Genomic DNA, 14,963 nt, shown 5'->3' with positions numbered 1-14,963 from the left:
AAAAGTCATGTTTCGAAATTTTGAATGGCTTATGTAACTAAGGGAGAGATTTGGTGAAGATTGAGATTATGGTTTCGCTTGCTATTTATATGGCAGGTATGTTGTATATCGGTTATTGGTCTTATAAGAAGACATCCGATTTATCAGATTATATGTTAGGCGGAAGAGGACTTGGTCCGGCAGTTACAGCTTTATCAGCTGGTGCTTCTGACATGAGTGGTTGGATGCTAATGGGATTACCTGGTGCGATGTATGCAACAGGATTATCAAGTGTATGGATTGCGATAGGTTTATTAATAGGTGCTTATGCAAACTATTTAATTCTTGCCCCGCGTTTGCGAACGTACACAGAAGTGGCAAATGATTCAATTACGATTCCAGATTTTTTAGAAAATCGGTTTAAAGATCGTACGAAAATACTTCGTTTTGTCTCCGCTATCGTCATTTTAGTATTTTTCACATTTTATGCGTCGGCTGGTTTAGTTTCAGGTGGACGTTTGTTTGAAAATTCTTTCAACCTTGATTATAAAATTGGCTTATTTGTAACTGTGGGTGTCGTTGTTGCTTATACACTATTCGGTGGCTTTTTAGCAGTAAGTTGGACTGACTTTGTGCAAGGTTGTATTATGTTTATTGCTCTTGTATTAGTGCCAATTGTTGCTTTTACAGACGTGGGCGGTGTAACAGAAACATTCAATACAATTAAGCAAGTTGATGCATCGCATCTAGACATGTTTAAAGGAACTACAATTCTTGGGATTATTTCATTTTTAGCATGGGGTCTCGGGTATTTTGGTCAACCGCATATTATTGTCCGCTTTATGGCAATTACCTCTATTAAAGATTTAAAAACTTCTCGTAGAATCGGTATTGGTTGGATGACGGTTTCAATTATAGGTGCAATGCTTACTGGTCTAGTTGGTATTGCTTATTACGCTAAAAATAATGCGACATTACAAGACCCAGAAATGGTCTTTGTAACATTCTCAAACATTCTATTCCATCCGTACATTACTGGGTTTTTATTGTCAGCTATTTTGGCTTCGATTATGAGTAGTATTTCCTCACAATTACTTGTTATTTCAAGTGCAGTAACGGAAGATTTCTATAAAACATTTTTCCGTCGTAACGCAAGTGATAAAGAACTTGTATTTATCGGTAGGCTGTCAGTATTAGTAGTAGCTATGATTGCAGTTGTTTTAGCGTATCATCCAAGTGATACGATTTTAACACTTGTCGGTTATGCTTGGGCAGGGTTTGGTTCAGCATTCGGACCTGCCATTTTATTAAGCTTATATTGGAAGAGAACGAACAAATGGGGCGTTCTTGCTGGTATGATTGTCGGTGCAGTAGTTGTTATTACTTGGGTACAAATTCCAAGCTTAAAAGCGACTATGTATGAAATGGTACCTGGATTTTTCTGTAGTTTATTAGCTGTTATTGTTATAAGTTTATTAACGAAAGAACCAGTTAAAGCAATTCATCGTGAATTTAATGAGATGGAAGCAGTACTGAAAGAGGAAACGAAATAATTAGTGAAGAGAGTAAATGATAACTAGTATTTACTCTCTTTTGATTTAAAATGAAAATAAGTAACTTATTGACAACTAAAAGTAAGTAACTTATAATTAATGTTGAGTTCGAGATAATTTGTGTTCCGAATAAAGATTTCAGATAGAGTAAATATTTTTTTTGGAATTATCTCGAATCCGAGATTAATTTAGTGATATAGGAGATAATGTGTAATTTTACAGCTTATATCTCGAATTAAAGATAAAATCATAACGATGGATTTTACTTTGCAGTATGGACAAAATGAATAATGAATTTTAATGTAAAGCAATTTTTATAATGTAATAAAAAAGGAGTGGACGAAATGGAAAAGAAAACAATGGGCATACATCACATTACAGCAATCGTAGGACACCCACAAGAAAATGTAGATTTTTATGCTGGTGTGTTAGGTTTACGTTTAGTGAAACAAACAGTGAATTTTGATGATCCAGGTACGTACCATCTTTATTTTGGTAATGAAGGAGGAAAACCGGGAACAATCATTACATTTTTCCCATGGGCAGGTGCTCGTCAAGGAGTTATTGGTGATGGTCAAGTCGGGATCACTTCTTATGTTGTACCAAAAGGGGCAATGGAGTTTTGGGAAAATAGATTAGAAAAATTCGATGTTTCGTATACAAAAATGACTCGATTTGGAGAGCAGTATTTAGAATTTGATGATCCACATGGTTTGCATATAGAATTAGTAGAAAGAGAAGAGGGTGAATTAAATAATTGGACTTTTGGAGAAGTTACGCCAGAAGTAGCAATTAAAGGATTTGGCGGTGCGGTTCTTTTATCGGCACAGCCTCAAAAAACAGCTGAACTGTTAGAGCATATCATGGGTCTGGAGAAAATTGGAGAAGAGGGTGAATTTATTCGATTCCGTTCTTCTGCTGATATTGGAAATATTATCGATTTGAGGTTATCGACAATTGGTCGTGGCCAAATGGGCGTTGGTACAGTGCATCATATTGCTTGGAGAGCGAGTGACGATGCTGATCAGCTAGACTGGAAAGAGCATGTGTCCCGTTTTGGATACCACGTAACTCCTGTACAAGATCGAAATTATTTTAACGCAATTTATTTTAGAGAACACGGCGAAATTTTATTTGAAATTGCAACAGATCCTCCTGGTTTCGCTCATGATGAATCGTTAGAGACGATGGGTGAGGAATTAAAGTTACCGGAACAATATGAACAACATAGAAAACAAATTGAACAAACACTTTTACCATTTGAAGTGAAAAATTTAGATTAAAGTGATTGAAAGGGGAAAAGGATTATGATGAAACATGTTTTTCAAAAAGGAAAAGATACGTCAAAACCAGTGTTGTTATTACTTCATGGTACAGGTGGTAACGAATTAGATTTATTACCACTTGCAGAAATAATTGATCCGGAAGCATCTGTATTAAGTGTTAGGGGAAATGTATTAGAAAATGGTATGCCACGTTTCTTCCGTAGATTAGCAGAAGGCATTTTTGATGAAGAGGATTTGATTTACCGTACGAAGGAATTAAATGAGTTTTTAAATGAGGCAGCAAAAACATATGAATTTGATAGAAATAACATTGTAGCTATCGGTTATTCAAATGGAGCGAATATTGCTGCAAGCTTATTATTCCATTACGAAAATGCATTAAAAGGCGCTGTGCTTCATCACCCAATGGTGCCTAGAAGAGGAACGCAATTGCCTAATTTAGTAGGGAAATCCGTGTTTATTGCTGCTGGGACAAATGACCCGATTTGTTCATCAGCAGAGTCAGAGGAATTGAAGGTACTATTTGAAAATGCACATGCAACTGTAACAATGCATTGGGAAAATAGAGGGCATCAATTAACAATGGGCGAAGTAGAAAAAGCAAAAGAATGGTATGACAATACAGTACTATAAAAGTAAATAAAAAAGAAGCATCTGCTACTGATGAGCAGATGCTTCTTTTTTTATTTAAGAATGGATTGCAAGATGAGATGAAGAAAGCGGAAGTTGAATATCAACGATCGTACCTTTATCTAACTCGCTTGAAATGTCTAACTTACCATGATGTTCTGCAATTATTTTGTAACACATCATTAATCCTAGTCCAGTTCCCTTTTCTTTTAAACTATAAAATGGTTCGCCTAAACGAGAGATACGATCTTCTGGGATACCGCAACCTTCATCTATAATACGTATTAAGATGAAAGTATCCTCTAATGGTTTTGTTTGGATGAAAATATTTCCGCCATTTGGCATTGCTTCTATCGCATTTTTTAATATGTTTATAAAAACTTGTTTTAATTGGTTACCATCACATTGAATATCACATACGTAATCAAAATGATCCATTATGATATGAACGCTATGCATAATGGCAGTCGGTAAAATAAATGTAACTACTTCTTCGATTAAAGTTTGTATGTTACACGTTTGAATGGATAATACTTGTGGTTTGGACATCGCCATAAATTGACTTGTGATGGATTCCATTTGTGAAATCTCACTTAACATAACATCGATATACCATTTATGTTCCTCATTTATTTCAGGGAGTAGCAACGTTAGAAAACCTTTTAGAGAAGTGAGTGGATTTCGAATTTCATGGGCAATTCCAGCTGTCAGTTGTCCGACTACCGCGAGCTTTTCAGATTTTCGTAATAACTTTTCAGTTTCTTTTAGCTCAGTCACATCTCTTCCCATCACGATAAGACCTTTGCGAGAACCATCAGGATGATAAAGTGGAACTTTCGATATACTTAAGATTAGGTCGAAATCATCTCTATGTATAATAAATTCCTCACCATGAAGAATTTGTCTTTCTTGCCATGCTAGTTCGTCAATTTCTTCACAATGTAAAAAAGCTTCTCGGTATGCTTCATTATATTGAATGAGTTCACTATCTTTTTTCCCGTGGTAAGGTACATGATGAAAATTGAAACAAGAAAGTGCGTAGTCATTTGCTTCAAGCCAGCGCCCTTCATGATCCTTAAATATAACAAACGCAGGCATGGAGTTCACTAATGTACGTAACCGCTTCTCACTTTCTCTTAGCATATTCTCAATTCTTTCTGATTTTTCAAGTGGTTTCATAATGGCATATACGCCAGTTAGACGATTTTGGACAAAAATTGGAACTAGTTTTGTCACGACGTCTAATAAGAATCCATTTTTATGATAAATAGATAAGATGTACTCTTGTTGATTATCCGCTTCAGTATCCTTTATATTTTGTAATACTTGCTCGGAAATATGTGTTTCTAAGATAGAGGTAATATTTTTCTGTTCTAATTCTAAAGAAGTGTAACCTAATATTTTTTCGGCAGAAGGGTTTATATGTAGAATAACTCCCTCTAAATTTAATGAAATAATACTATCAGGATTGTGCTCGAACAGAGATGCGTACATTTTTGTTAATGAACGATCTTGTATATGGTTTCGCAAACGTCTAGAAATGTTCGGATGACGTTTTCTTTGAGTTGATGAATATTTTTTACGACTCATAATAGTTCCTCCGTACAAATAGCATCTAAAAAGATTTGTCTATTCATAACTATAATATAGATGTAATGTGTATTTCTATAAAAAATGGAAGTTATAGAATAAATTTTGTTTTCTTTATTTTTTGCAAAGTGAATGTAAGGTGGTAATAAGGGGATCTTATATTGTTTTATAAATCTTTTGTAAGTTACAGACGGGTATTTTCCTTATAAAATTAGGATAGAAGAGGGGGAGAGGAAATGAAAAGTTATATTCAAGGGATTGATCATGTGCAAGTAGCTGCGCCTGTAGGGTGTGAAGAAGAAGCACGAGAATTTTATGGTGAAAAAATAGGTATGGAGGAAATACCGAAGCCAGAGGAATTAAAGAAGCGTGGTGGATGCTGGTTTAAGTGTGGAAATCAAGAGATTCATATCGGAGTTGAGAAAAACTTTAATCCAGCTAAAAAGGCACATCCAGCTTTTTATGTTTTAAAAATTGATGAATTTAAACAAGAGTTAATAAAGCAAGGTATTGAAGTAATAGATGATCATGCACGACCAGATGTAATTAGATTTTACGTGTCAGATCCATTTGGAAATCGAATTGAATTTATGGAAAATAAAAACTAGGTGGAAATCCACCTAGTTTTTTAAGCTTTTCTAAACAATCCTAATACTTCAACCGTTTCGGTAATGTTAACGAATGCATGAGGATCAATTTCAGAAATTGTTAATTTCATACTTGCCAATTCTTCACGAGAAACGACTGTCATAAGTACACGTTTTTTTTCGCTGGAATAAGCACCTTCGCCATCAAGTAATGTAATTCCACGTACAACAGTTGAAAGAAGTTGTTTTTTCATTTTTTCTGCTTCATTTGTTACAATCATAAGTGTAACCTTTCGATGTTTCGTATGAATAGCATCGATAACTTTACCAGTTACATAAATAGAAAGTAAGCTTGTAAGAGCAACATCCCAAGTGAAGAAGAATCCTGCAATTATTACAACGACTGCATTTAAAATAATAAGGAATCCGCCGAGTTTAATGTCTCGTTTGCGAGATAACAACATACCGATAATATCGAAACCACCAGTTGATCCATTACAGTTAAAAACAAGACCGATACCAGCTCCGGCAATGACACCACCAAAGATAGATGATAAAAGGGGATCTGTTGCTACGACTTTCACTGGGACGTAGTATAATGCAACAGATAATACAATAACAGAGATAACAGTGTTAAAAATGACTTTTTTTCCAAGACCTATGTATCCTAAAATAAGGATAGGTAAGTTTAATACGAAGTTAATAATACCTGTGTTTACAGGCGTTACAATCCCTAAAATAATAGCAATTCCGCCAATTCCACTACTTAAAATTTTGTGGGGGATAAGGAAAAGATTAAAGGCAATCGCAATAATAATAGAACCAATAATAACACCAAGAAATCTAACCATTTCTTTCCCGTCCTTCACTAAAAAATTCATATTATTTCAAGATTATATATGATATTGAAAGTTTTAGGGAAAAACAGTTTATTTCGGAAAATTAGATTAATCAAAAGAATTCGAGTATTTTATCATTTGAAAGGGGATACAGATATGAGGATAAAAACGTATCAACAGAAAAGCCCGTTGAAGCAAGAATGTGAGGATTCTTATTTTTGTAATGAAGAAAATAAGATTTATGGTGTATGTGATGGTGCAACACCGCTCGTCCCGTTTCGTGATGAAAAGGGACATAATGGAGCATACATCGCTTCGCATTTATTTGCAAGTTATTTTGCTTCATTACGCGAAACTCATAGTTTACAAGTTGCCGTTGCCAAGGCAAATGAAGCATTACAAAGCAAAATGTTAGAATATAAAGTAGATACGAGAAAAAAAGAGCATTTGTGGTGTACATGTATTGCGGCCGTTCAACTAGATGGTGAGAAAATTGAATATGCACAGTTAGGGGACTGTATGATTGTAGCAATACTTCAAAATGGAACGATGCAAGTATTAACGAAAGACACAGTCGAAGGAATTAGTAAACGAGCAAAAAAGAAGAGAGAAGAAGATCGTAAAAAAGGGTTATCTGTACCAGAAGAACATGTTTTTCAAGATGTGAAAGAACAGTTAAAATACAATCGTTATCTTGCAAATATGCAGGGGGGGTATTCCATTGCAAATGGAATGAAAGAAGCGATACATTATATACAACATGGGGAATTACATATAGATGAAGTGAGCGGGATTTTTATTTGTTCAGACGGGTTATTCCACCCAGATTGGCCACTCGAACAAACTGTTGCATATATAAGAAAGAATAGTATAAATGAATATGTAGCAATTATTGAAGAGCTAGAAGGGGAAAAGAGAATACGACCAGATGATAAAACAATGATGATGATTGATTTGTAAGGGGGATGTTCAAATGGAAATTAAATGTGTTAATTTAACATTTCAAGATGAATTAGTTCCTTTAGAAAAAGTGAATAAGCTGATTATCCACCATACATCCGAGGATGGATGGGATGTGTATAAAACACATGAATTTCATCAAAAAGTAAGAGGATGGAGCGGAATCGGTTACAATTATTTTATTGAAGAAGATGGAACTGTAGTTGAAGGTCGAGGTTTACATATTGGAGCACATGCGAAAGATAATAATAGGGATACAATTGGAATATGTATGACGGGTAATTTTGATAAATATGATCCGACTACTGCACAAAGGAATGCATTATATTCTGTATGTAAAATGTTTATGAAGCAGTTTGCTATAGAGAAAGGAAATGTGCTCGGCCATCGGGAGCTAGAAGGCGTTACAAAAACTTGTCCTGGAAATCGCTTTTCTATGGTAGAGTTAAGAAACGTACTATCTTAAATATAGAGGAGTAACAAATGATGATGAATATAAAAATACCAAATGATAAAAAAGAAGAGCTTGTAGCACAAATTCAACAGTTTTTCGTTGAAGAAGATTTAGATGAAATTGGACGTTTCCAAGCAGAGCGATTAATAGAAGAAATGATAAAATTAGTAGGACCATTTGCATACAATCAAGCAATTGGAGATGCTAGAAAGCTTGTAACAGAGAAATTATCTAATATTGAAGAAGATTTGTATGTGTTAGAGAAGAATGAAGGGAAGTAAAAAGAGCCATTTTGACCGTATTCCGTCAATTATAAAATAAGTATTATGCCACGGCTTTTTCCAATGTTCTGTTTGGAAAAGGCCGTGAAATTGTTTTTGAACATATAAAATAAAACCTCTTTTTTGCCGGGACCCTAGAATTTAAAAAACGTTATTCTTTCTTAACAAGCTAGATGAGAAAGAATAACGTTTTTTTTTACAGATTGAGATTAAAAATATATTATCTTAATTTTATCTTTTTTTAATAATTTATTTATGGGCAATTTATAGTTGCTATTTATAATTCCTATATATAACAGCTATGGGTACTACGAAAAAGAACTTTGGAGGTGTAATACTTGGTATCAAAGTTAGGGGAATTGAAAATTTGTATCTGATTAGCTGTAATCAAAATTTATAACATGAATTGCTCACATAGAATCTTCTTTTGAAAGAAAAGCGGTGTAATTCTTTGTTAAATGAAGGAAGGGATTGGGAAGCTATGAATAAAACAATCTTAAAAACATGTATCATATCAGCAGTTTTAGGTGGAAGTCTATTAAGTGAAACGATTGGTGAGGTGAAAGCAGAAGCAGTTACACTAAACACGAATCATACTGGTGTATTCAAAGATGTTCCAAAGGGGCACTGGGCATATGAGGCGATTCAGCAATTAACAGGTGAGAAAATCATTTTTGGATATGATGATGGAAGATTTGGTTTTGGAGATAACGTAACACGTGAACAAGTTGCAGCTTTAATGTATCGTTATTTTAATATGGAAGAAAACAAAAATTATCAGAACCCATATGGGGACGTAAGTGAAGAGTCGACAAGCTATATAAAGGAAATCTTGTCTTTAACAGAAATGGGTGTCTTTAAGGGTGATGAGCATGGGAACTTTAGACCGAAGGCATCCTTAACACGTGCAGAAATGGCACAGGTTCTTACAAATGCTTTTCATTTAAAGGCAAAGAGTGATCACACTTTTAATGACGTTTCAACGAGCTCATGGGCAAGAAATGCAATTAGTGCTGTTCAAACAAATAATATTGCAAAAGGAGTAGGCGGAGGGAAATTTGCTCCAAGTATGGAGGTGACGCGTGAACAGTACGCACAATTTTTATATAATGCAATACAAGAAACTGAGCAAACACAACAAACGAAAGGGCAACTACTGGCTAGTATACTTGGTGAAACAAATTGGCAAGGGACAAAAGTCTATGACAAAGATCATAATGATGTAACGAAAGAAAATCAAAATTTCATCGGGCTTGCAAAGTATGATGCTAAAACGGCAAGCTATGAATTTTTTAATGCAAATACAGGAGAGAGTCGTAATGATAGCGGTACCTTTTTTATAACCAACGATGGAAAGAAAAGAGTGCTAATTTCTGAAACGCAAAATTATCAAGCAGTTGTTGAATTAACGCAATTAGATAAAGAGAAATTTACATATAAAAGAATGGGGAAAGATGCAAAAGGAAACGATGCAGAAGTGTTTGTTGAACATGTTCCTTATCATGAAAAAGAGCTGTCTTTCACGCGACCTGATAAAAATTTAGAAAGTTCGACGGGGAAAATAGTTACCGAAGTTGATGGAGATGGAATTTTATCTAGTACACTATGGAACGGAACGGTGGTATTAGATGAACAGGGTAATAATGTAACAAAATACAACTCAAACTTAATCAGTCTAGCAAAATATGATAAAAATACAAATAAATATGAGTTTTTCAATGTGAATACAGGAGAAAGTCGTGGAGACTATGGTCTCTTTGATGTTGTACATGGTAATAAAATAAGGGCCCACGTTTCGTTAGGAAATAATAAATATGGTGCGGTTCTTGAACTTACAGAGTTAAATAAAGAGAAATTTACGTATACAAGAATGGGGAAAAATGCGAATGGAAAAGATATCAAAATCTTCGTTGAGCATGAACCGTATACAGGTGACTTAAAACCAAATTTCACAAAGTAAGATGTAAAAGTAATCTTTAGCTCTAGTAAAGGCATTACCTTAGAAAATGTTAGTAAGGAAAAGCTAGAGTGATTAGATAGTCAAAATAGTTGTTTATAGACAAATAGATGCCTGAAGGCATCTATTTGTCGTTTTAAAATGATTTTATGGGTAAATATAAAATACAAACTTCTAGTAACTTACTACTTGTACAACCATACATTTTGGTTCTTTTATTTATTCTCTTTATGCTCTTTATATTCATGAACTTTTTCTTTTACATTACCGACAGTATCTTTAGCAGTGCCTTTCACTTTATCCCATTTTCCTTCAGCTTGTAATTTTTTATTGTCAGTTACTTTCCCGACAACTTCTTTTACTTCACCTTTTACTTTATCAATGGCACCTTCTACTTTTTCTTTTAAACCATGATCATGCTTATTCATACATGTCTCCTCCTTGTAGTTTGATTAGAATTCTCTTTTCATATTGCAAGTTGAATGATGTATCTAGTAATAGCTTAACAAATCTAGTTTGAATATTCAAATGATTAATAGGATAGAAAAGGAATCGTCATAAAATGTATAATTTCGTAATGAGAAGAGAAAGAATGTAAATTACATGTCTTTTGCAGTCCATATTGATTTTGTATAAGCAATTTTCATATGGGCACGTTCCATATTATTTTGACTGCCGCTCCCGAACCTTGCTTGTCCAACTATTAAATGACAGTTCGTGGCTATAGCTTTTTCAATTCGTTGTTGAATTAATGCAGTATGACAGCCTTTACGCTGAAATTCTGGCAAAGTAGCAGAAGCAGCTAATGAGGCAATCCCATTATTTATATACAGGACACCAATGCTCGCAGGAGTATTTTGAACTTCTGCTATGAAAAAATGCCATCCTGGTTTATCGTAAAGAATTTCGTTATTTTGGCGCACACCATCTTTTGTAAAGGCGGGCATATTAAATCCGCGTACATATATGTCTGCAAACATATCAAACTCATTTTCTTGTAGTTGGCGTATTGAAATGTTAGAAGGAAGAAGGGACGGATCTTCTCTCGGTATACTATATAAAGCGGTATGGAAGCTAGATTGGTAAAACCCTTTTTGAGATAAGTATTGAAATAGTTCAGCTGTACCTTGCGCTGGTGTAATTTCAAAACGGCAAGGAATTTGTAATGATCCATAATAAGAGATAATTTTATCTATCTCATCTGTATTTGTAATACCTTTTACCGTATTAAAGGCAGGACCAGCAATTATTTTTGATGAAAAGGCAGTGGCGCTCCCGAACTTTTTCATTTGTACTTGCATTGGGTTTTCACTTATCGCTTGCAGTAGCGCTACTCTAGAAGAAAGCATATGTATTTCTGCGTTTTCTATTTCTTGTGCTGTATTGAGCGTCATAATAGTACTCATAAAATTCCTCCGTCAATAAATATATTTCATAGTACATATACGATGTTTGTTCTGAGATTCCTGTTGAAATGTAAGAGAATAAGAGGTTTTTTGGAAGGGAAATGGAAGTGAACTGTCGAAGGGAGTGAAAACAGATTAAAGGTGGTGCTCTCATGAAACAGAAAGACGTGCAAACATGCTCTACTTGTGGTTCTCAAAACATAGGAGAAGGTGAGTTTGTCGGATATGCACAAATACGGAAAAAAGAGACGATGTTCACATCTTCACCAGTAGATGCTTATATTTGTACAGATTGCGGGAATATCCTTGTATTAAAAGTACGACATTATGAAAAGTTTAAGCAGAAGCCGTTATGATTATTGAGAAGTGTTTTTATTAGGGAAGTTAATAGGAGTAATATTTTACATATATATATGAGTATGCCTTATATAAAGAGATGACAACATATACTGTGTGGAATGCATATCAATCGTTGCATGACATACAAAAATGTATAGAAGAAATTGTGAATCAATATGAGGAAGAAAAATTAGTCCTCTTGGAATATTTTATATCGAAAACTCCTTTAAATGAATAAGGGAGTTTTTTTGATTTTTCATAACAATAATTACCTTTAATTGTTATAATTGGTTATTGGTAGAAGGTGTTTTATTAATGCCATAATCATAGAAGAAAACTAGCTAAATTGTATAGAAAACCGCTATATAACACAATCGCAACCGTAAGTTGACAAAGTGCAACCGCAGGAAGATAGAGATAAGGGTAATGTTTACATACAATTTAGGTAAGAAAACAAAGGGGGACACACATATGGGATTTGGTGAGAAGCTTTTTAAATTAAGAAAGGAAAAGGGCCTTTCTCAAGAAGCATTAGCTGAGAAATTAAACACAACAAGGCAAGCGGTTAGTAAATGGGAAAACGGTCAAGGATTTCCTGAAACTGAAAAGTTAATAATGATTGGAAATGTATTTGAAGTATCTCTTGATTACTTATTAAAAGAAACTGCTGAACAAAGTAATGAAAATGTGGAAGGCTATTACGTAAGTAAAGAAATGGCAGAAGGGTATATAGTGTAGGGGCAAAAGATTTCAAAATATATTGCGTTAGGGTTTAGTTTGCTCATTTTATCTACAATACCGTATTTATTATTTAAAGAAAATGCAACAATGTCTACATTTCTTGTCATTATCATTGCTGTCCTTGGAATTGGAGCAATGATGGTACCTGTAACGATAGAAGAGAGTCGATACAATGTATTGAAAAAAGAAGAACTACTATTTGATCAAAACTTTCTAAAAGAATTGACAAACAGATATGTGATTATTAAGAAAAAGTATGCGGCAGTAGTGATCGTTGGATTTTGTTTAATAGCAGCAGGAGCGATACCATTTTTATTTGAGAAAAAACGAATTACTTCTGGAGAGCTCGTGCAGTACTATCCTTATTGTGTTGTACTTATTGCTCTTGGAGTTTATCTTTTTGTTCGTGTTGTAGGAGTGTGGGAGATGTATCGAATTTTAGTAGAAAATAAGGAATACAGTAATCGTTTTATTTTTAAAATGAAAAAGAAAGTAAGAAAAAAGGTAGATAGTTTATAAAAAATAAAAAACATGTTTCGGATCAGTGTATTCAAAACATATTTTTTTATTGATCTGAATTATTTCTTTGGAAATAATTCAGAAAATACTGAAAAATATCGTAAATATTTGTTGAAGTCTGTTATAATATATAAAAAATGAAAACGCTTTAAAGGGGGATATAACCAATATGATGATGAATGTACCGCTAACAATTAGTTCTATGATGGAAAGAGCAGAAAAACTGTTTTCAAAGAAAGAAATTGTTTCCCGGACACATGATACAGTTACGACGTTAACGTATAAGCAGTTAGGTGAAAGGACGAGAAGGCTTTCCAGTGCGTTGAAAAAATTAGGAATTAAAGAAGGCGAGCGTATAGGAACGTTAGCGTGGAATCATCATCGACATGTGGAAGCGTATTTTGCTATTCCTGGTATTGCTTCCGTTTTACACACAATTAATATTCGTTTATCTCCTCAACATATTTCATACATTATTCAGCACGCAGAAGATCGAATTCTACTTATAGATGAAGATCTCGTACCACTCGTTGAAAATATTCAATCACAATTATCAACTGTACAAGCCTACATTATTATGACTGATAAAGATGAACTTCCCAATACTATGCTAGAACCTGTATATCATTATGAAAAACTATTAGAAGAAGGCGATCCGAATTTCCAATTTGTAAAAGATATTGATGAAAATACACCTGCTGGTATGTGTTATACGTCAGCGACTACAGGAAACCCAAAAGGTGTTGTATATACGCATCGAAGTACTGTATTACACTGTATGGCACTTGGTTTAGCTGATACAGCTGCTTTATCGGAAAGCGATGCAGCTATGGCAATTGTACCGATGTTCCATGTGAACGCTTGGGGGCTTCCTTTTGCAGCTACTTGGTTTGGAACTAAACAAGTTCTTCCAGGGCCAATGTTTAATCCGAAAATTTTATTAGAAATGATTCAAGCTGAAAAAGTAACGATAGCAGCAGGTGTGCCGACAATTTGGCTCGGTGTATTACAAGAATTAGAAAATAATAGTTACGATTTATCTAGTATAACGAGAATATTATGCGGTGGTGCTGCTGCACCGAAAAGCGTTATTAAAGCATTTGAGCAAAAATATAATGTTCCTTTCGTACATGCATATGGTATGACTGAAACAAGCCCACTCGTAACACTTGCACGTTTAAAAAGTTATGAAACAGAATTATCATATGAAGAGCAATTAGAAATCCGCTCAAAACAAGGATATCTTGTCCCTGGTGTAGAGATGAAAGTAGTCGGTACAAACGGTGAAGTGAAGTGGGATGGTACTGAGATGGGAGAGTTATGTTTACGAGCACCTTGGATCGCTGAAAGCTATTATAACGATGATCGTACTGTCGAAGGATTCCGAGACGGTTGGTTATATACTGGTGATGTTGTTACAGTTGATGAGGAAGGCTGCGTGAAAATTGTTGATCGTACGAAAGATGTTATTAAAAGCGGGGGAGAATGGATTTCTTCAGTGGATCTTGAAAATGCTTTAATGGCACATGATGCTATATTTGAAGCGGCCGTTGTTGCAGTTCCACACCCGCAGTGGCAAGAGCGTCCAGTTGCCTGCGTTGTACAAAAGGCAAATAGCACTGTTACAAAAGAAGAACTATATGAATTTTTAAAACCACAGTTTGCGAAGTGGTGGTTACCAGACGATATTGTATTTATGGAAGAAATACCGAAAACATCTGTTGGAAAGTTTTTAAAACAGGCGCTTCGGAAAGAGCTTGAGCATTTGCATAAAGAGAAATAATTGAATCCTCATTTGTAAACTTTTATTAAAACTAAGTTGACAAAGGGGAGGTTGAAAGA

14 protein-coding genes and 1 pseudogene are annotated in these 14,963 nt (G+C 34.5%); 11 read left to right on the top strand and 4 right to left on the bottom strand.

Features of this window, described 5'->3' with window-relative positions; translation table 11 throughout:
* Positions 1-53 precede the first annotated feature (53 nt).
* From putP to KZZ19_RS17560, 3 genes are all read left to right on the top strand, one after another.
* On the top strand, positions 54-1,532 hold the full coding sequence (gene putP, locus KZZ19_RS17570) for a sodium/proline symporter PutP (RefSeq protein WP_237980584.1): 1,479 nt from the start codon (positions 54-56) through the stop codon (positions 1,530-1,532).
* Positions 1,533-1,876: 344 nt separating this feature from the next.
* The gene (locus KZZ19_RS17565) at positions 1,877-2,815 is read left to right on the top strand and encodes a ring-cleaving dioxygenase (RefSeq protein ID WP_237980586.1); all 939 of its coding nucleotides are present in this window, start codon (positions 1,877-1,879) and stop codon (positions 2,813-2,815) included.
* Positions 2,816-2,839: 24 nt separating this feature from the next.
* Positions 2,840-3,451, top strand: a complete 612-nt coding sequence (locus KZZ19_RS17560) for an alpha/beta hydrolase (RefSeq protein ID WP_237980588.1) — start codon at positions 2,840-2,842, stop codon at positions 3,449-3,451.
* A 54-nt stretch (positions 3,452-3,505) separates the two neighbouring features.
* Here the strand turns inward: KZZ19_RS17560 and KZZ19_RS17555 are convergent, their stop codons facing one another.
* Positions 3,506-5,038, bottom strand: coding sequence for a BA3702 family sensor histidine kinase (locus tag KZZ19_RS17555; RefSeq protein WP_237980590.1), 1,533 nt, complete (start codon positions 5,036-5,038; stop codon positions 3,506-3,508).
* A gap of 236 nt (positions 5,039-5,274) precedes the next feature.
* On the opposite strand from KZZ19_RS17555, the gene KZZ19_RS17550 reads away from it, so the two are divergent.
* A complete protein-coding gene (locus tag KZZ19_RS17550; protein ID WP_237980592.1) occupies positions 5,275-5,646 on the top strand; it encodes a VOC family protein in 372 nt (123 codons plus the stop codon).
* Positions 5,647-5,666: 20 nt separating this feature from the next.
* On the opposite strand, the gene KZZ19_RS17545 is transcribed toward KZZ19_RS17550, so the two are convergent.
* Positions 5,667-6,506 carry a YitT family protein gene (locus tag KZZ19_RS17545; RefSeq protein ID WP_141435045.1) on the bottom strand — a complete coding sequence of 280 codons (840 nt, stop codon included), beginning with the start codon at positions 6,504-6,506 and terminating at the stop codon, positions 5,667-5,669.
* Between the two features lie 114 nt (positions 6,507-6,620).
* Here KZZ19_RS17545 and KZZ19_RS17540 point away from each other — a divergent pair, with 114 nt between their 5' ends.
* The 4 genes from KZZ19_RS17540 to KZZ19_RS17525 all read left to right on the top strand — a co-directional run bounded on the left by KZZ19_RS17540 (position 6,621) and on the right by KZZ19_RS17525 (position 10,119).
* Positions 6,621-7,424, top strand: coding sequence for a protein phosphatase 2C domain-containing protein (locus KZZ19_RS17540; RefSeq protein ID WP_237980594.1), 804 nt, complete (start codon positions 6,621-6,623; stop codon positions 7,422-7,424).
* A 13-nt stretch (positions 7,425-7,437) separates the two neighbouring features.
* The gene (locus tag KZZ19_RS17535) at positions 7,438-7,890 is read left to right on the top strand and encodes a peptidoglycan recognition protein family protein (RefSeq protein WP_237980596.1); all 453 of its coding nucleotides are present in this window, start codon (positions 7,438-7,440) and stop codon (positions 7,888-7,890) included.
* Between the two features lie 17 nt (positions 7,891-7,907).
* On the top strand, positions 7,908-8,159 hold the full coding sequence (locus tag KZZ19_RS17530; protein ID WP_001994665.1) for a DUF2164 domain-containing protein: 252 nt from the start codon (positions 7,908-7,910) through the stop codon (positions 8,157-8,159).
* Positions 8,160-8,640: 481 nt separating this feature from the next.
* Positions 8,641-10,119, top strand: a complete 1,479-nt coding sequence (locus tag KZZ19_RS17525) for a DUF4822 domain-containing protein (RefSeq protein ID WP_237980598.1) — start codon at positions 8,641-8,643, stop codon at positions 10,117-10,119.
* Positions 10,120-10,331: 212 nt separating this feature from the next.
* Here KZZ19_RS17525 and KZZ19_RS17520 read toward each other — a convergent pair whose 3' ends face one another.
* Positions 10,332-10,544 carry a CsbD family protein gene (locus tag KZZ19_RS17520; RefSeq protein ID WP_029439721.1) on the bottom strand — a complete coding sequence of 71 codons (213 nt, stop codon included), beginning with the start codon at positions 10,542-10,544 and terminating at the stop codon, positions 10,332-10,334.
* A gap of 171 nt (positions 10,545-10,715) precedes the next feature.
* Positions 10,716-11,522 carry a GNAT family N-acetyltransferase gene (locus tag KZZ19_RS17515; protein ID WP_237980600.1) on the bottom strand — a complete coding sequence of 269 codons (807 nt, stop codon included), beginning with the start codon at positions 11,520-11,522 and terminating at the stop codon, positions 10,716-10,718.
* Positions 11,523-11,674: 152 nt separating this feature from the next.
* On the opposite strand from KZZ19_RS17515, the gene KZZ19_RS17510 reads away from it, so the two are divergent.
* The 3 genes and pseudogenes from KZZ19_RS17510 (at position 11,675) to KZZ19_RS17500 (ending at position 14,904) form a co-directional block, all read left to right on the top strand.
* A complete protein-coding gene (locus KZZ19_RS17510) occupies positions 11,675-11,878 on the top strand; it encodes a hypothetical protein (RefSeq protein ID WP_088097317.1) in 204 nt (67 codons plus the stop codon).
* Positions 11,879-12,332: 454 nt separating this feature from the next.
* Positions 12,333-13,121 (top strand): annotated as a pseudogene (locus KZZ19_RS17505) (helix-turn-helix domain-containing protein).
* 169 nt (positions 13,122-13,290) lie between these two features.
* Positions 13,291-14,904: a long-chain fatty acid--CoA ligase gene (locus tag KZZ19_RS17500; protein ID WP_237980603.1), complete on the top strand. Its 1,614-nt coding sequence runs from the start codon at positions 13,291-13,293 to the stop codon at positions 14,902-14,904.
* Positions 14,905-14,963 lie beyond the last annotated feature (59 nt).

The organism is Bacillus thuringiensis (genome assembly GCF_022095615.2).
GTDB lineage: Bacteria > Bacillota > Bacilli > Bacillales > Bacillaceae_G > Bacillus_A > Bacillus_A cereus_AG.
Note: the sequence above shows the minus strand (reverse complement) of the source record. Positions and strands in the feature narration are given on the sequence as shown.